18 protein-coding genes are annotated in these 16440 nt (G+C 67.1%); 11 read left to right on the forward strand and 7 right to left on the reverse strand.

Annotation, left to right across the window (positions count from 1 at the left end):
• Positions 1 to 5: 5 nt before the first annotated feature.
• The 6 genes from FURADRAFT_RS19090 to kynB form a co-directional block, all read right to left on the reverse strand.
• A complete protein-coding gene (locus FURADRAFT_RS19090) occupies positions 6 to 815 on the reverse strand; it encodes a hypothetical protein (protein WP_008955816.1) in 810 nt (269 codons plus the stop codon).
• A 395-nt stretch (positions 816 to 1210) separates the two neighbouring features.
• Positions 1211 to 1981, reverse strand: a complete 771-nt coding sequence (locus FURADRAFT_RS19095; RefSeq protein WP_008955817.1) for an ABC transporter permease — start codon at positions 1979 to 1981, stop codon at positions 1211 to 1213.
• Positions 1982 to 1986: 5 nt separating this feature from the next.
• On the reverse strand, positions 1987 to 2799 hold the full coding sequence (locus tag FURADRAFT_RS19100; protein WP_008955818.1) for an ATP-binding cassette domain-containing protein: 813 nt from the start codon (positions 2797 to 2799) through the stop codon (positions 1987 to 1989).
• A gap of 114 nt (positions 2800 to 2913) precedes the next feature.
• Positions 2914 to 4302: an amino acid permease gene (locus FURADRAFT_RS19105; RefSeq protein WP_008955819.1), complete on the reverse strand. Its 1389-nt coding sequence runs from the start codon at positions 4300 to 4302 to the stop codon at positions 2914 to 2916.
• A gap of 122 nt (positions 4303 to 4424) precedes the next feature.
• A complete protein-coding gene (gene kynU / locus FURADRAFT_RS19110; protein ID WP_008955820.1) occupies positions 4425 to 5675 on the reverse strand; it encodes a kynureninase in 1251 nt (416 codons plus the stop codon).
• 29 nt (positions 5676 to 5704) lie between these two features.
• Positions 5705 to 6340 (reverse strand): arylformamidase, encoded by a 636-nt coding sequence (gene kynB / locus FURADRAFT_RS19115; RefSeq protein WP_008955821.1) that lies wholly within the window; start codon positions 6338 to 6340, stop codon positions 5705 to 5707.
• 140 nt (positions 6341 to 6480) lie between these two features.
• On the opposite strand from kynB, the gene FURADRAFT_RS19120 reads away from it, so the two are divergent.
• From FURADRAFT_RS19120 to FURADRAFT_RS19135, 4 genes are all read left to right on the forward strand, one after another.
• Complete coding sequence (locus FURADRAFT_RS19120) at positions 6481 to 6954, forward strand: Lrp/AsnC family transcriptional regulator (RefSeq protein WP_008955822.1); 474 nt, start codon at positions 6481 to 6483, stop codon at positions 6952 to 6954.
• A gap of 149 nt (positions 6955 to 7103) precedes the next feature.
• Entirely contained in the window at positions 7104 to 7367 is a 264-nt protein-coding gene (locus FURADRAFT_RS19125) for a hypothetical protein (RefSeq protein WP_008955823.1), read from the forward strand.
• A gap of 220 nt (positions 7368 to 7587) precedes the next feature.
• Positions 7588 to 8064 carry an aminoacyl-tRNA deacylase gene (locus tag FURADRAFT_RS19130; protein WP_008955824.1) on the forward strand — a complete coding sequence of 159 codons (477 nt, stop codon included), beginning with the start codon at positions 7588 to 7590 and terminating at the stop codon, positions 8062 to 8064.
• A 64-nt stretch (positions 8065 to 8128) separates the two neighbouring features.
• Positions 8129 to 8335 carry a CDGSH iron-sulfur domain-containing protein gene (locus FURADRAFT_RS19135; protein WP_008955825.1) on the forward strand — a complete coding sequence of 69 codons (207 nt, stop codon included), beginning with the start codon at positions 8129 to 8131 and terminating at the stop codon, positions 8333 to 8335.
• An 87-nt stretch (positions 8336 to 8422) separates the two neighbouring features.
• Here the strand turns inward: FURADRAFT_RS19135 and pdxH are convergent, their stop codons facing one another.
• The gene (pdxH, locus tag FURADRAFT_RS19140; RefSeq protein WP_008955826.1) at positions 8423 to 9064 is read right to left on the reverse strand and encodes a pyridoxamine 5'-phosphate oxidase; all 642 of its coding nucleotides are present in this window, start codon (positions 9062 to 9064) and stop codon (positions 8423 to 8425) included.
• A 192-nt stretch (positions 9065 to 9256) separates the two neighbouring features.
• Between pdxH and hemA the strand changes: the two genes are divergently transcribed.
• From hemA to FURADRAFT_RS19175, 7 genes are all read left to right on the forward strand, one after another.
• On the forward strand, positions 9257 to 10510 hold the full coding sequence (hemA, locus tag FURADRAFT_RS19145) for a glutamyl-tRNA reductase (RefSeq protein ID WP_008955827.1): 1254 nt from the start codon (positions 9257 to 9259) through the stop codon (positions 10508 to 10510).
• Positions 10510 to 11586: a peptide chain release factor 1 gene (gene prfA / locus FURADRAFT_RS19150; RefSeq protein ID WP_008955828.1), complete on the forward strand. Its 1077-nt coding sequence runs from the start codon at positions 10510 to 10512 to the stop codon at positions 11584 to 11586. Before hemA ends, prfA begins: the two co-directional genes overlap by 1 nt.
• Before the next feature lie 137 nt (positions 11587 to 11723).
• Positions 11724 to 11915, forward strand: a complete 192-nt coding sequence (locus FURADRAFT_RS19155; protein WP_008955829.1) for a YgaP family membrane protein — start codon at positions 11724 to 11726, stop codon at positions 11913 to 11915.
• 187 nt (positions 11916 to 12102) lie between these two features.
• A complete protein-coding gene (locus FURADRAFT_RS19160; protein WP_008955831.1) occupies positions 12103 to 12969 on the forward strand; it encodes a DMT family transporter in 867 nt (288 codons plus the stop codon).
• Between the two features lie 536 nt (positions 12970 to 13505).
• Positions 13506 to 14447: a choline ABC transporter substrate-binding protein gene (locus tag FURADRAFT_RS19165; RefSeq protein ID WP_008955832.1), complete on the forward strand. Its 942-nt coding sequence runs from the start codon at positions 13506 to 13508 to the stop codon at positions 14445 to 14447.
• Between the two features lie 33 nt (positions 14448 to 14480).
• Complete coding sequence (locus FURADRAFT_RS19170; RefSeq protein ID WP_008955833.1) at positions 14481 to 15371, forward strand: BKACE family enzyme; 891 nt, start codon at positions 14481 to 14483, stop codon at positions 15369 to 15371.
• Positions 15372 to 15473: 102 nt separating this feature from the next.
• Complete coding sequence (locus tag FURADRAFT_RS19175) at positions 15474 to 16439, forward strand: L-carnitine dehydrogenase (RefSeq protein WP_008955834.1); 966 nt, start codon at positions 15474 to 15476, stop codon at positions 16437 to 16439.
• Position 16440: the final 1 nt, after the last annotated feature.

Raw genomic sequence — 16440 nt, forward strand, 5'->3', positions numbered from 1 at the left:
GAACCTCAGATGATCTTGACGCCCGAGTCGGGCACGAACATGTAGCAGTAGAAGGAATATTCGACGATCAGGTCGTCCGGGTTGTAGTCGGGCTGGCTCTTGTCGGGCTGCACCGGGCCCTGGTTGACGGTCCAGTTGGCGACCGCCGGGTTCTGGATCAGGTTGCCGGCGAAGTCGAAGTTGGTGACCTGGTCGCCGCCATCCTTCTGTGACCACGAATTGAAATTGACCACGTCGTCGCAGCGCGCCCAGTGGTAGTCGCCGGGCCAGTTGGCATCGCCGGCCGGGGAAATCATCAGGGCGACGAAATGGCCTCCCAGGGCGCCGGTGCCGACCAAGTCGTTCGGGCTGGTGGCCTTGCGTTTTTGGGCAAAGGTCTTGATGTCGCCGAGGCAGGTGCCGACGTACACGAGGCCGTCCTGCTCGGCAAAGTGACTGATGGAAGGGCCGTTGAGGGTCGCCGCGGTGATGAGGTTGCCACTGGCCCGGCCTGGCTGTGGGAACGTGTTGGGGGTGATGTTGCAGCCATAGGCGTAGCAATTGTTGTGCGGCTGGAATTTGTACGACATGAAATTGCCGTTGCAGTCTTCCGGCGGGTTATAGCCCGAGGTGCCGCCGACGACGGTGGGGCTGTACTGGGGAATGCCGACGACCCGCGTCGGCCCCGGGTTGGTGATGGTGATCGGGACGGTGACAGGGGCCAGATAGTGTTCGTCGGGGGCGGCGGCGCCTAGCGCGGTCTGGGTGATCTGATGAGACAGGTCTTGCGTGGCGGCCATGCCGCTGAATTTGAACTGCCGAGTTGCTTTATTCATCTTTACTCTCCGTACTGGTTTTGTTGCGGGATAAAGTCTGAAAAATGCTGCCAACCCTGGCTCGCCACTGCACAAGCCATCATGCCCTGTCAGCCATCACGACCGTCTTGTGACCCGCTCCCGACTTACCGGCGGGTTGCGTCTGAAGGAGGTGAATACTTGCCCAGAACGGTGGTGTCGGCAAAACCCATTTTGCATGACGATGAAGTAAGCGCCCGGCTTGCTGGCTTGTCAATGTCATTTTGTCGTGATGGCGCTGACCTCTCGGTGGAGCCTATGGGAATGTCTGAATTTCGCCACTGAAGAGGGCGGTGCTGCGGGCGGGTAACTGGGAAATGACGGTTATCGCTCTGTCGTCGGCGATTGGGGCATGGTTGGTGGTCGTGCGGAGGATGTCAGCGTGCCAGCCCCGGGTAGAGTTTGGCGGCCAGGGCCAGCAGTAGCAGGAAGACCAGCAGCATGATGCCAAAGCTGGTGGCGTCGCCGTAGACGCTATGCCCGCCCACGATCATCGCCCCGCGCAAGGCGTCCACCAGGTAGGTCAGCGGGTTGAACGCGGCGATGGCCCGGAGCCAGTCCGGCATGATATCGAGTGGATAGATGGCGTTGGAGGCGAAAAACAGCGGCATGGTGAGCAGCTGGCCGATGCCCATGAAGCGCTCGCGCGTCTTGACGATGCAGGCGATCACCAGCGAGAAGGTGGAGAAGATGCACGAGCCGACGAACACGGCGGCGGCCACGGTGACCATCGGCAGCGGCTCCCAGCGGATCGCCACGTGCAGCGCGATCGCCACCAGGTACACCACCGCCGCCTGCACCAGCCCGCGCAGCCCCGCCGCCACCGCCTTGCCGAACACCAGGGCGCTGCGCCGCGCCGGGGTGACCAGGAGCTTGTGCACGATGCCGAGATCGCGCTCCCAGATGATGGCGATGCCGTAGAAGATGGCGCTGAACAGGATGCTCTGCGCCAGGATGCCGGGGGCCATGTAGTCGAGGTAGCGCAGGCTGCCGGTGGGGATGCCGCGCACGTGGCTGAACACCTGGCCGAACACCGCCAGCCACAGCACCGGCTGCACCGCGCGCGACAGCAGCTCGGTGGGGTCGCGCCGCAGTTTGCGCACCTCAGCGTCGGTCACGGCGGCGCTTTCGTAGAGCCAGGCGAGCATGTGTTTCACCCCAGGCGTTGGATGGTGCCGCGGCTTTGGCGGATGCCGCGGTAGTAGCCTTCCTGCTCGATGACGGCGCCGCTGAAGTGGGCGAAGACATCGGCCAGGTCGGCCTGTGGTCCGACTTGCGCCTTGAGCGCGTCGGGTTGGCCGATGACCGCCAGCCGGCCCTGATGCAAGATGGCGAGTTCGTCGCACAGCACGTCGGCCTCTTCCATGTCGTGGGTGGTGATGAGGATGGTCATGCCCTGGCTGTGGCGCAACTGCTGCAGCCGCTCCCACACGGTGCGGCGCGCCACCGGGTCCAGCCCGATGGTGGGTTCGTCGAGAAACAGGATTTCCGGAGTGTGCAGCGTGGCCTGGGCCACTTCGAGGCGGCGGATCATGCCGCCGGAGAAGGTGCGCACCAGCTTGTGCGCCACCGTGTCGAGGCCGGCGAAGGCCAGCGCCTCGTGCACCCGCGTCTTGAGCCGGGCGCCGTGCAGGCCGTACAGGCGCGCCGACAGGGTGAGGTTCTCGGTGGCGGTGAGGGCGCCGTCGGCGGACAGCAGCTGGGGCACGTAGCCGATGCGCCGCCGCACCTCGATCGGCTCGGCCGCCACGTCGAAACCGGCCACCGTGGCGCGGCCGGAACTGGCCTCGAGCAGGGTGGTGAGAATCTTGATGGTGGTGCTCTTGCCGGCGCCGTTGGGGCCCAGCAGGCCGAAAATCTGTCCGCGCGCCACGCTCAGGGTGAGCCGGTCGAGCGCCGTGACGTGGTTGAAGCGCTTGCTCAGGTCAACCGTGGCAATCGCGATGGAGTTGTTGGTGGCGGCCATGATCCATGCTAGCACCGAAGGCGGCGCTTGGCCGGCTACGGCCAGGCTCCCCGCCGGGGCCGTGGCTACCGGCCCGGTGGGGGGAAGGTCAGCAGGGCGGGCGGCCGCGTACGCTTACGCCTCGCCGCGGCGCAGGCCGTTCTGGCGGAAGAACAGGTAGTACACCGCGCTGAGCAGGGCGAGGAAGGGCAGGCCGAATACCAGGGTCATGCGGAACACCTCGGTGAAGGCGGTGGTGACCAGGATCGCCAGCATCAGCAGCAGGCCCGCCAGCGTGGTGAGCGGAAAGCCCTTCATGCGGAACGACAGCGCCGGGCCGCCCTGGCAGTCGTGGAAGCGGCGGAAGCAATAATGGGTGAGAAAGATCATCAGCCAGGTGAAGATGGCGCCGAACATCGAGATCGCCATCATCAGCTCGAACGAGTGCTCCGGGTACAGCACGTTGAGCACCGTCGCCAGCGCGATGCCCACGGTGGACAGCAACAGGGCGTTGAGCGGGATGCCGTTGCGGGTGACGCGGCCCATGCCGGCCGGGGCGTGGCCGGCGCGCGACAGGCTGAACATCATGCGCGTGGTGATGTAGAGCTGGCTGTTCATGGCGGAGAGCGCCGCCACCAGCACGATGAAGTTGATCGCCCCGGCGGCGCCCGGAATGCCCAGCACCTCCATCACCTTGACGAAGGGGCTGCCGCTCTTGCCGGCGGCGTCCCACGGCACGATGGCGAGGATCAGCGCTAGCGACAGCAGGTAGAACACCGCCAGGCGCAGCATGGTGGCGCGAAAGGCCTGCTTCACCGCCTGTTCCGGGTTGTCGGCCTCGCCGGCGGCGACGGCGATCATTTCCACGCTGAGGTAGCTGAAGATGGAGATGATCACGGCGACCCAGGTGCCTGAGAGGCCGTGCGGGAAGAAGCCGCCGTGCGCGGTGTAGTGCTGCAGGCCGTACTGCGCCGAGCCGGAGCCGAAGATGACGTAGGCGCCGAGCAGGATGAAGCCGACGATGGCGATCACCTTGATCGTCGAGAACCAGTATTCCACCGTGCCGAAGGCCTTGACGCTGGTGGCGTTGATGCCGATCAGCAGGCTGGAGAACAGCGCGATCCAGGCCCAGGCAGGCACCGCGGGGAACCAGAATTTCATGTACACCGCCACCGCCGTGACCTCGGTGCCGACCGCCAGCACGATGCACGACCAGTAGGCGTAGCGCACCAGGAAGCCCGCCAGCGGGCTGACGTAGTGCTCGGCGTAGGCGCCGAACGAGCCCGAGGTGGAGTGGGCCACGGTCATTTCCGCCAGGCAGCCCATCAGCAGCAGGGTGATCAGGCCGCCGATGGCGTAGCTGATCAGCACGCTGGGCCCGGCAAAGCCGATGGCGAAGCTGCTGCCGAGGAACAGGCCGGTGCCGATGGCGCCGCCGATGGCGATCATGCTCATCTGGCCGGCGCTGAGGCGGCGGTGCAGGCCCTGCTCACGCCGCGCGATGTGGTCGAACGAGTTGCTCATCTGTTTCTCCATTCATGAGGTCAAGCCGCCGGCAATACCCGGCCCGCCGCCCGGCTCGTCGGAGCGGGGCGGGAGGGGCAAGGGCGGTCGTTGTTATGGGGTGAGGGGAACGGCGCGGGGGCTCAGGTCACCGAGGCGCGCTGGTGGAATTCGGGGCGATCCCAGCTGCCGCTGTCGAGGATGTCCTTGAGCGTGTCCACCGCGTCCCAGATGTCGGCGTAGCCGAGGTAGAGCGGGGTGACGCCGAAGCGCAGCACTTCCGGCTCGCGGTAGTCGCCGATCACGCCGCGCGCGATCAGCGCCTGCATCACGGCGAAGCCCTGCGGGTGGCTGAAGCTGACGTGGCTGCCGCGCCGGGCGTGCTCGCGCGGGGTGACCAGGGTGAGCGGGTGGTCGGCGCAGCGCTGTTCCACCAGCTCGATGAAGAGGTCGGTCAGCGCCAGCGACTTGTCGCGTACCGCCGTCATGTCGGCCTGCAATGCCACGTCCAGGCCGCATTCGATCAGCGACATCGAGACGATGGGCTGGGTGCCGCACAGGAAGCGGCGGATGCCGCTGGCGGGCTGGTAGTCGGTGGCCATGGCGAACGGGCGCTGGTGTCCCCACCAGCCCGACAGCGGCTGCCAGAAGCGGTCCTGGTGGCGCGCCGCCACCCAGATGAAGGCGGGCGAACCGGGGCCGCCGTTGAGATATTTGTAGGTGCAGCCGACGGCGAAGTCGGCCTCGGCGCCGTTGAGGTCGACCGGCACCGCGCCGGCGGCGTGCGCCAGGTCCCAGAGGGTGAGGATGCCGTGGCGGTGCGCCAGCGCGGTGGTGGCGGCCATGTCGTAGAGGTAGCCGGTGCGGTAGTTGACGTGCGACAGCAACAGCACCGCCACGTCGTCGCCCAGCGCTGCTTCCAGCGGCGTGGCGTCGTCGATCAGGCGCAGCTGGTAGCCCTGCTGCAGCAGGTCGATCATGCCCTGGATCATGTAGAGATCGGTGGGGAAGTTATCGCGTTCGGACACGATCACGCGGCGCTCGGGGTGGTCCTGCTGCTGGATGCGCAGGGCTGCGGCAAGCGACTTGAAGAGGTTGAGCGAGGTGGTGTCAGTAACCACCACTTCGCCGTCGTTGGCGCCGATCAGGCGGCTGAGCTTGTCGCCCAGCCGCGCCGGCAGGTCGAACCAGCTGGCGGTGTTCCAGCTGCGGATCAGGCCGACGCCCCATTCCTGGTCGATGACCTCGGCGCTGCGCGCGCGCGCCGCCTTGGGCAGCACGCCGAGCGAGTTGCCGTCGAGGTAGATCACGCCGGGGGGCAGGTCGAACTGGTGTTTGAGCGCGGCCAGCGGGTCTTGCCGGTCGGCGGCGAGGCAGGCTTCACGGGTATGCATAGTGGGTCTCCTTGTGGGGGCGAGGTGTGTCAGGCCAGCGTTCTGAGCACGGCCCGAACCGGGCTGGCGTCGAGCTGGACGAGCTTCAGGGGCAGCGCGATCAGTTCGTAATCGCCTTCCGGCACGTCGTCGAGCTGCAGGTTTTCCAGAATCGCCATGCCGTGGCGCGCCACGGCATGGTGGGCATCGAGTGTCTTGCTGTGGGCCGGGTCGAGCGAGGCGGTGTCGACCCCGATCAGGCAGACGCCTGCTTCGGCCAACCCGTCGATGGCGGCCGGGTCGATGGCGGCAAAGTGTCCGTCCCACTGCCCGTGCGGAAACTGCCGGTAGCTGCGGATCAGCACGCGCGGCGGCAGCGGGCCGGCAACGTCCTGCAGCCGTGCCGCCAGTTGCGGCCACGTGACCAGGGGGCCGGCGTCCAGGCAATGCACGACGCGGCAGGGGCCGAGGTAGGGCGTGAGTTCCACTTGGCCGATGGCCAGGCCGTGCGGCGAGTAGTGCAGCGGGGCGTCGGCATGCGCGCCGCAGTGCGTGGAGAGCGTCAGGCGCGAGACGTTGACCGGGCAGTCGGCGGCCAACTGCCAGGTGCGGTGCGCGCGGAAGGGCGTGTCGCCCGGCCAGACCGGGGTGTCGGCGGACAGCGGCGGCGAGATGTCGAACAGCATGGAGCAGGCTTTCTTGGCTACGGCTGATGAAAACTATGCTAGCACCGGCGGCTTTGGCCAAAATTGCAAGTTCGACTTGTCGATGTGCTATTTTTCGCAGATTATTCGAAGAAATAGTGCTAAACGATTGGATATTGCAGATGCAGGTCGATTCGATAGATTGGCGCATTCTTGCCGCGCTGCAGCAGAACGGCCGGCTCAGCAATCAGGACCTGGCCGACAAGGTGGCGCTGTCGCCGTCGGCCTGCCTGCGCCGGGTGCGCACGCTGGAAGAGCACGGCCTGATTCGTGGCTACCACGCCGAACTCGATGCGCAGCAGCTGGGTTTCGAGCTGGAGGCCATCGTGCACGTCACGCTGGACCGCTCGCGCGAGGAGTGGCACGAGCAGTTTCTGGAGCAGATCGCGGCGCTCGACGAGATCGTTGCCGCCTACGTGGTGAGCGGGCCGACCAACTACGTGCTGCACGTGCGCACGCGCCATCTCACGGCGTTTTCCAACTTCGTGGTGGAGAAGCTCAACAAGATTCCGGGCATGCGCGACATCTGCTCCTATATCGTGATGAAGAAGGTCAAGGACCGCCTGGGCCGGCTGCCGGTGGACAAGGGCGACTGAAGCGCGGGCCGGCGCGGCGCGTGCTTGGGGGGCGGCGCTTTTCTGCGCTACATTGCATGAGGCGCGGCCCGTATTACGCCGCCATGCCGTCGGCTGTGACGGCTCTTGACCGTGATTCGACCGTAACTGCAACCACAAGGAACAGAACAATGCGCAAATTCGTGATGATGGCCCTGTTGGCCCTGGTTTCGGCCAACGTGGCCCTGGCCGGCGACGCCGCGTGCGAAGCCAAGGCGGCGGAGAAGAAGCTGGCGGGTGCCGCCAAGGCCAGTTTCCTCAAGAAGTGCGAGAAGGACAGCAAGGGCATGGCAGCGCAGTCGAGCTGCGAGGGCAAGGCCGCCGAGAAGAAGCTGGCGGGCGCCGCCAAGAGCAGTTTCATGAAGAAGTGCGTGAAGGACGCCGGCGCCAAGTAAGCCGGCAGCGCGTGGCGTATCAGCCGAGCCCGTCCGTTGTGGACGGGCTTTTTATTGCACGGACGGCGGGGGCGTGTTGCCGGATGCCTTCACTTGTGGGGGAAAGCGGGCTAGTTTTAAAGAATATCAAGGGGCAACCATTCGCATAGCGCACGGCCCGCGCCCGTCATCCGTCGGCGTCCGGCGGCCGGGTCATGGCCGACTTTGGAGGAGGACGATCATGTCGATCTCTACCACCTTGCAGGACTGTCTGAGCCGCAAGGGCAGTCAGTACGATATCGTGCATCACGCGCACACCCATTCCACCAGCGAAACCGCCCAGGTGGCGCACGTGCCGGGCGACCGCCTGGCCAAAACGGTGCTGCTGGCCGACGAGCGCGGCTACGTCGCGGCGGTGCTGCCGTCCACCTTCCGCCTGGACATGTCGGAGCTGAGGGACACCACCGGACGGGATCTGGAACTGGTCCGGGAGGCCGAGCTGTCGGCGCTGTTCCAGGACTGTGAAATCGGCGCGGTGCCGCCGGTGGGCATGGCCTACGGCATGCAGACCTACCTCGACGAGAGCCTGGCGATGCAGCCGGACATCTACTTCGAGGCGGGCGATCACGAGGACCTGATCCACATGCGCACCGAGCAGTTCCTCAACTTGATGGACAAGGCGGAGCGGGGCAGTTTCGCCCACCGCTGGAGCACGTGACGGAGCCGGGCCGGCGCGGGCGACGCCAGTGCGCCGGCGCCGGCCCTAGCCTCAGGGAGCACGCATGGGAAAAGCCATCATCACGCCGCGCAACAACGGCCCGTATCTCATCAAGGGCGAATTCACGATCGTCACCCAGGGCGGCCGGGAGATCGCCGTCGAGGGTGACCAGGTCTGGCTGTGCCGCTGCGGCCACTCCAGGAACAAGCCGTTCTGCGACGGTTCGCACAAGGCGGCCGAGTTCAAGAGCGATCTGGACGAGCCGTCGTAGCGGCGCCGTGGACGGCGCGGGTGCGGCAGACAGCAAAAAAGGTTGGCTTCGGCCAACCTTTTTAGCGATAGCGGGACGCCCCCGGGGTTAGGGCGCCAGTCGCGCCTTCTGCCACTGGCCGGCATCGTCCAGCGTGTACACCACGCGGTCGTGCAGCCGGCTGGGGCGGCCCTGCCAGAATTCGATGCGGTCGGCGGCCACGGCGAAGCCACCCCAGTGCGGCGGGCGCGGCACGTGCAGCGGGTACCTGGCGCCTAACAGCGCGGCACGCTTGATCAGCTCGGCCTTGGAACCGATCTCGCTGCTCTGTTCCGAGGCCCAGGCGCCGAGCCGGCTGGCGTAGGGGCGGCTGTGGAAGTAGCTGTCGGACACCTCCGGCGCCACCGTCACGGCCTTGCCTTCGATGCGCACCTGGCGTTCCAGCTCGGGCCAGAAGAAGGTCAGCGAGACCCAGGGGTTGGCCGTCAGTTGGCGTCCCTTGCGGCTGTGGTAGTTGGTGTAGAACACGAAGCGGCCGTCCTCCACCCCCTTGAGCAGCACGATGCGCGCGCTGGGGCGGCCGTCGTCGCCGACGGTGGCCAGGTGCATCGCGGTCGGCTCGTTGACCTTGGCGGTGATGGCTTCGTTGAGCCAGAGCGTGAACTGCGCGACGGCGTCGGGCAGGCAGTCGTCCGGCGACAGTTCCTTCTGGGCATAATCGTGGCGGATATCGGCGAGCTTCAGCGACATGGCGTCCTCCTGTGGGGCGCTATCTTACTCCCTTGGCCGGGGCAGCGGGGAGTAGGTGTGGCTGCGCCGGACTGCCCATCCTGCTTGCTTGGCCGACGGCTGAGGTGACACCGGCTCCTCCGCCGTGGGGAGTAGGGACGGGAACACTGGTTTAGGCTAGAATAAGCCATTTAACCTGCGGCCTTTCCGCTCATGCATCTGGTTGCTTTCGGACTCAATCATCAAACCGCGCCGTTGTCGGTCAGGGAGAAGCTCGCTTTCCCGGCGGAGGTATTGCCGGGAGCGCTGGAGAGCCTGGTCCATTCCGACGCCGCGGGCGAGGCGGCCATCGTCTCCACCTGTAACCGCACCGAGATCTACTGCGCGAGCCACAACCCGCAGGCGGCGCTGGAGTGGCTGTCGCAATTCCACGGCCTGCCGCTCGACGAACTCGTCCCCTACCTGTACCAGCTCGACGCCGCCGCCGCCGCGCGCCACGCCTTCCGCGTCGCCTCGGGGCTGGATTCGATGGTGCTGGGCGAGACGCAGATTCTCGGTCAGATCAAGGACGCGGTGCGCGCCGCCGAGCAGAGCGGTACGCTCGGCACCCAGCTCAACGCGCTGTTCCAGAAAACCTTCGCCGTCGCCAAGGAAGTGCGCAGCAAGACCGCGGTCGGCTCCAACTCGGTGTCGATGTCGGCGGCGGCGGTGAAGCTGGCCGAACAGATCTTCCCCACCATCCGCGAGCTCAAGGTGCTGTTCATCGGCGCCGGCGAGATGATCGAACTGGTGGCGACTCACTTCGCCGCGCGCAACCCGTCCTGTATCACCGTGGCCAACCGCACGCTGGAGCGTGGCGAGAAGTTGGCCGAACGCTTCGGCGGCAACGCCATCACCCTGTCCGACCTGCCCGAGGCGCTGCCGCGCTACGACGTGGTGGTGACCTCCACCGCGAGCCAGCTGCCGATCCTGGGCAAGGGCCTGATGGAGCGCGCCATCAAGATCCGCCGCCATCGCCCGGTGTTCATGCTCGACCTCGCCGTGCCGCGCGATATCGAGGCCGAGGTGGGCGAGCTGGACGACGTCTTCCTCTACACCGTGGACGATATCGCCAGCGTGGTCGAGGTCGGCCGCGAGGCGCGCCAGCTGGCGGCGGAAGAGGCCGAGACCATCATCCAGGCGCGCGTGCAGGAATTCGTCGAATGGCTCAAGCGGCGCGAGACCGTGCCCTTGATCCGCGGCCTGCGCGACGAGGCCGAGCGCGTGCGCCGCCACGCGCTGGAGGCGGCGCACAAGCAGCTGGCGCGCGGCGATGACCCGGCCAAGGTGCTGGAAGCGCTGTCGCAACAGCTCACCAACAAGCTGATGCACCCACCGACCCAGGCACTGTCCGCGGGCCACGGCCCCGAGCACGACGCGCTGGTGCACGCCATCACGCGTCTTTACCGTTTACACCCGGAGTCGTAATGAAACCGTCGATTGCGACGAAGTTGAGCCAGCTGGCGGACCGGCTGGAAGAAGTCACCCATCTGTTGGCGAGCGAAGCCGCCACCCGGGACATGGACGCGTTCCGCAAGCTGACGCGCGAACACGCCGAACTCACGCCGGTGGTCGAAACCTACCAGGCCTATCGCCAGTGCGAGAGCGACCTCGCCACCGCCACCGAGATGCTGGCCGACCCGGACATGAAGGAATTCGCCCAGGCCGAGATCGACGAAGGCAAGGAGCGCATGGCCAGCCTCGATGTCGAGCTGCAGAAGCTGTTGCTGCCCAAGGACCCCAACGACGAGAAGAACATCTTCCTCGAAATCCGCGCCGGCACCGGCGGTGACGAGGCGGCGCTGTTCGCCGGCGACCTGTTGCGCATGTACACGCGCTTCGCCGAGCGCAACCGCTGGCAGGCCGAGATCGTGTCGTCGTCCGAGTCGGACCTCGGCGGCTACAAGGAAGTGATCGTGCGGCTGGTGGGCTTTGGCGCCTTCTCGCGCCTCAAGTTCGAATCGGGCGGCCACCGCGTGCAGCGCGTGCCGGCCACCGAAACCCAGGGCCGCATCCACACCTCGGCCTGCACCGTGGCGGTGATGCCGGAGGCCGAGGAAATCGCCGAGGTGGTGCTGAACCCGGCCGACCTGCGCATCGACACCTTCCGCGCCTCCGGCGCCGGCGGCCAGCACATCAACAAGACCGACTCGGCGGTGCGCATCACCCACCTGCCCACCGGCATCGTCGCCGAATGCCAGGACGGCCGTTCGCAGCACGCCAACAAGGCCAGCGCGATGCAGGTGCTGGCGGCGCGCATCTACGACATCCAGCTGCGCGCGCAGCAGCAATCGGTGGCCGCCGAGCGCAAGAGCCTGATCGGCTCGGGCGACCGCTCCGAGCGCATCCGCACCTACAACTACCCGCAGGGCCGCATCACCGACCACCGCATCAACCTGACGCTGTACAAGCTCGACCAGGTGATGGACGGCGACCTGTTCGAACTCACCGACGCGCTGATCGCCGAACACCAGGCCGAGCTGCTGGCCGCCATGGGCGACTGAGTCGCATCTCCTGCTTTACCGCCACGCGGGCCGCCTTCGGGCGGCCCGTTTCGTTTGGGGGCGGGCTTGCCTTTTTACGCGCCATATATTATATATTTATATATATTGTTTTCGAATGGCGCACAAAGGAGCGAGTGATGAAGCAGAACATCGGCAGGATCGAACGCGTGGTACGCATCGCGGCGGGGCTGGGCATCGTCAGCCTGGCGCTGGTCGGGCCGCACAGCCCGTGGGGCTGGCTGGGGCTGATTCCGCTCGCCACCGGCCTGGTCGGCTGGTGCCCGCCGTACGCGCTACTCGGCATCAACACCTGCAAGTGCCGCCACTAGCCGTTGCTTCCGTCCTGTCCGCCGCCGCCCTGCGCGGCGGTTTCCATTTGCACAGCAAGAATCGGATCGTCATAAGACGCCACCTTCTCTACACTGGCGTTTTGCGAGGACATCCCGATGAATCTTCCGAGTCGTTATTCCGGGCGTCACCGTCGGCGCGCCGTGACCGTCGTGGCGGAGGTGCGCCATGGCTGAGCGGCGCGACTGGCTGTGGCTGGTGTTGCTGGCCGCGATGTGGGGCGGCTCGTTCCTGTTCATGCGCGTGGCGGTGCCGGAGCTGGGGCCGTTCCCGCTGATCGCGCTGCGCCTCAGCGTGGCAGCGCTGGCCTTGCTGCCCTTGCTGCTGTGGCAGGGCGGGATCGCGCTGTGGCGCCAGCATTGGCGCGCCATCGCTATCGTCGGGGTGTTCCTGTCGGCGCTGCCGTTCTGCCTGATCGCCTGGGCCACGCTCAGCCTGCCGGCCGGGGTGGCCTCGGTGCTCAACGCCACCACGCCGCTGATGACCGCGCTGTGGGCGATGCCGCTGGCGGGCGAGGCGATGACCCGGCAGCGCGCCGCCGGGCTGGCGCTGGGGCTGGCCGGGGTGCTGGTGCTGACGCTGGGACGCGGCGCCGCGTTCGGCCTGGACAGCGGGATGCCGGTACTGGCGATGCTCGGCGCCACCGCCTGCTATGGCTGGTCCGGCCACATGGCCAAGCGCTGGCTGCCGGGCCTGCCGCCCCTGGTGACCGCGACCGGCAGCCTGGCGTCGGGTGCGCTGCTGCTGTTGCCGCTGGCGCTCGTCACCTGGCCGCCGGTCGTTCCGCAGGGCAAGGTGTGGGGCGCGGTGCTGCTGCTGGCGCTGGCCTGCACGGCGTTGGCCTACGTGATCTTCTACCGCCTGATCGAGAAGCTCGGCGCCACCCGCGCCAGCAGCGTCACCTACCTGGTGCCGGTGTTCGGCGTGTTGTGGGGGGCGATGTGGCTGGGCGAGGCGGTGAGCGCGGCGATGCTGGGCGGCGGGGTGCTGATCCTGGCCGGGGTGTTGCTATTAGGCTGGCGACGGCGCGGCTGAGAACCTGTGCACGATCCTGCTGCGCGTCCCTGATCGGGGCCCATGTGCTGCTCGGAATCCTCATGGACTCCATGTCCATTCCGGTTCCTGCGCTGCTCTTTACCCCGCTGAGGGGCGCTCGCGACAGATCGTGGACAGGTTCTGCGAGCCCATCCCGAGGCGGCTGCGCCTGCGCATCGTGAGCGCCGGCGATGCTCGGAATCCTCATGGACTCCGTGTCCATGCCGGTTCCTGTGCGCCGGCGGTACTCGACCGGCCTTGGCTTGCTCGCCTCCTGGGGCGGATTTTGACGGCTTCGGCCAACCTTTTCACCCAACGGGGAGCTTCGGCTCCCCGTTTTTCGTTTGTGGTGCCAGCGTGTCGCTCCAGTCCGATCAAATGTCGCCAGAGTTCGCTGGGCCGGGGGCCGATGCCGCTACAGTGACGCCACTACCCCCTCCGCCGGGTGACGGCGGTGCCACCGGGCGCCGCGTGGATGGCCGTCGCAACGGCCCGCGGGTCGGAACAGGACCGATTCTTTATCACGGAGCTAGGACATGAAACTGGATATCAAACCGCTGGTGCTGTGCCTCTCTTCGCTGCTGGCGCTGCCGGCCTTGGCCGCGGAGCCGGAAAGCTGCCGCAACGTGCGTTTTGCCGACGTCGGCTGGACCGACATCGCCGCCACCACCGGGCTCGCGACGGTGGTGTTCAAGGGGCTGGGCTACGTCCCGAGCAAGACCATCGCCTCCGAGCCCATCGTGTTCGCCGGCCTGAAGAGCAAGCAGCTGGACGTCTACCTCGGCTACTGGGACCCATCGCAGACCCCGGCCATTACCCCGTTCGTGCAGAGCAAGTCGTTGCAGGTGCTGCCCGGCGCCAACCTCGACGGCGCCAAGTACACGCTGGCGGTGCCGAGCTACGCCGCCGAGCGCGGCCTGAAGACGTTTGCCGACATCGCCAGGTTCCGCAAGGAGCTGGACGGCAAGATCTACGGCATCGAGCCCGGCAGCCAGGGCAACGCCCAGATCAAGAAGATGATCGACAGCAACGAATTCGGCCTGAAGGGCTTCAAGCTGATCGAGTCGAGCGAGGCCGGCATGCTGGTCGAGGCCACCAAGGCGTTCCGCCAGAAGCGCCCGATCGTGTTCCTGGCCTGGGAACCGCACCCGATGAACTTCCTGATGAAGCTGACCTACCTCTCCGGCGGCGACAAGCAGTTCGGCCCCAACTACGGCGGCTCCAAGGTGTACACGGTGCTGGCCAACGACTACCAGCAGCGCTGCCCCAACGCCAGCAAGCTGGTCGGCAACTTCAAGTTCACCCTCGACATGGAAAACCGCGTGATGGACCCGATCATGAACAAGGTCGATCCGGCCAGCGCCGCCAAGCAGTGGCTGCAGCGCAACCCGCAGGTGCTGACCGCCTGGCTCGACGGCGTCACCACCTTCGACGGCAAGCCCGGACTGGACGCCGTGAAGAGCTATCTGGCGCAGTAAGCCGGCCCCCGATTCCCGCAGAAAGGACACAGCATGAACCATGACGTCATCGTCACCTGCGCGGTGACCGGCGCCGGCGACACCGTCGGCAAGCACCCGGCCATCCCGGTCACCCCGCGCCAGATCGCCGACGCCGCCATCGAGGCGGCCTGTGCCGGCGCCACCGTGGTGCACTGCCACGTGCGCAACCCGGATACCGGCAAGCCCAGCCGCGACCCCAAGCTGTACCGCGAGCTGGTGGACCGCATCCGCTCCTCCGGCGTCGACATGATTCTCAACCTGACCGCCGGCATGGGCGGCGACCTGGAGATCGGCGCCGGCGAAAAACCGATGGAGTTCGGCCCCGGCACCGACCTGGTGGGCGGGCTGGAACGGCTGATCCACGTCGAGGAGCTGCTGCCGGAAATCTGCACCCTCGACTGCGGCACGCTCAACTTCGGCGACGGCGACTACATCTACGTCTCCACCCCGGCGCAGCTGCGCGCCGGCGCCAGGCGCATTCAGGAGCTCGGGGTGAAGCCGGAGCTGGAGGTGTTTGACACCGGCCACCTGTGGTTCGCCAAGCAGCTGCTGAAGGAAGGCCTGCTCGACGACGCGCCGCTGTTCCAGCTCTGCCTCGGCATCCCCTGGGGGGCGCCGGCCGACACCACCACCATGAAGGCGATGGTCGACAACCTGCCGCCGGGGGCGAACTGGGCCAGCTTCGGCATCGGCCGCATGCAGATGCCGATGGTGGCGCAGGCGGTGCTGTTGGGTGGCAATGTGCGTGTCGGGCTGGAAGACAACCTCTACCTCGACCGTGGCGTGTTCGCCAGCAACGGCTCGCTGGTGGAGCGCGCCATCGACCTGGTGCAGAAGCTCGGCGCGCGCACGCTGACGCCGGAAGAGGGGCGCCAGAAGCTCGGGCTGAAGAAGCGCGGCTGATCCTGCGCAGGATGTGGGAGCGCGGCGCGCCACACATTCTGGCTCTGAATACGACGAAACATTCCATGCTGGGCCATCCGGCCCCAGCGAGAGGAGGCAGTCATGCCTGTGATTAGCGAAATCAAGACTTTTGCCGCGCTCGGCGTCGGCGTGATCGGCAGCGGCTGGGTGGCGCGCGCGCTCGCCAACGGCCTCGACGTGGTGGCCTGGGACCCGGCACCCGGTGCCGAGGCGCAACTGCGCGCCAACGTCGCCAACGCCTGGCCGGCGCTGGAGCAGGCCGGCCTCAAGCCGGGCGCCTCGCCGGCTCGGCTGCGCTTCGTCGCCACCATCGAGGAGGCGGTGACCGACGCCGACTTCATCCAGGAGAGCGCGCCGGAGCGGCTGGAGCTGAAACTGGAGCTGCACGCCCGGGTGTCGGCGGCGGCCAAGCCGGGGGCCATCATCGCCTCGTCCACCTCGGGGCTGCTGCCGTCCGAGTTCTACCGCGACGCCGTGCACCCGGAGCGCTGCATCGTCGGCCACCCGTTCAACCCGGTGTACCTGTTGCCGCTGGTCGAGGTGGTGGGCGGGGAGAAGACCTCGCCGGAGACCATCGAGGCCGCCAAGGCGATCTACGCCGGCCTCGGCATGCGGCCCTTGCACGTGCGCAAGGAGGTGCCCGGCTTCATCGCCGACCGCCTGCTGGAAGCCTTGTGGCGCGAGGCGCTGCATCTGGTCAACGACGGCGTGGCGACGACCGGCGAGATCGACGACGCCATCCGTTTCGGCGCCGGCCTGCGCTGGGCCTTCATGGGCACCTTCCAGATCTACACGCTGGCCGGCGGCGAGGCGGGCATGCGCCACTTCATGCAGCAGTTCGGGCCGGCGCTGCAGCTGCCGTGGACCTATCTGCCGGCGCCGGAGCTGACCGACGAACTGATCGAACGCGTGGTCGAGGGCACGGCGGTGCAGCAGGGAGAGCGCTCGATCAAGGCGCTGGAGCGCTACCGCGACGACTGCTTGCTCGGTGTGTTGGGCGCGGTGGCGGCGGCCAAGGCGCGTCACGGCCTGAAGCCGGAGGAGTGAA

Origin of the sequence: Pseudogulbenkiania ferrooxidans 2002, assembly GCF_000174355.1 — a bacterium.
In the GTDB taxonomy this organism is placed as follows: domain Bacteria; phylum Pseudomonadota; class Gammaproteobacteria; order Burkholderiales; family Chromobacteriaceae; genus Pseudogulbenkiania; species Pseudogulbenkiania ferrooxidans.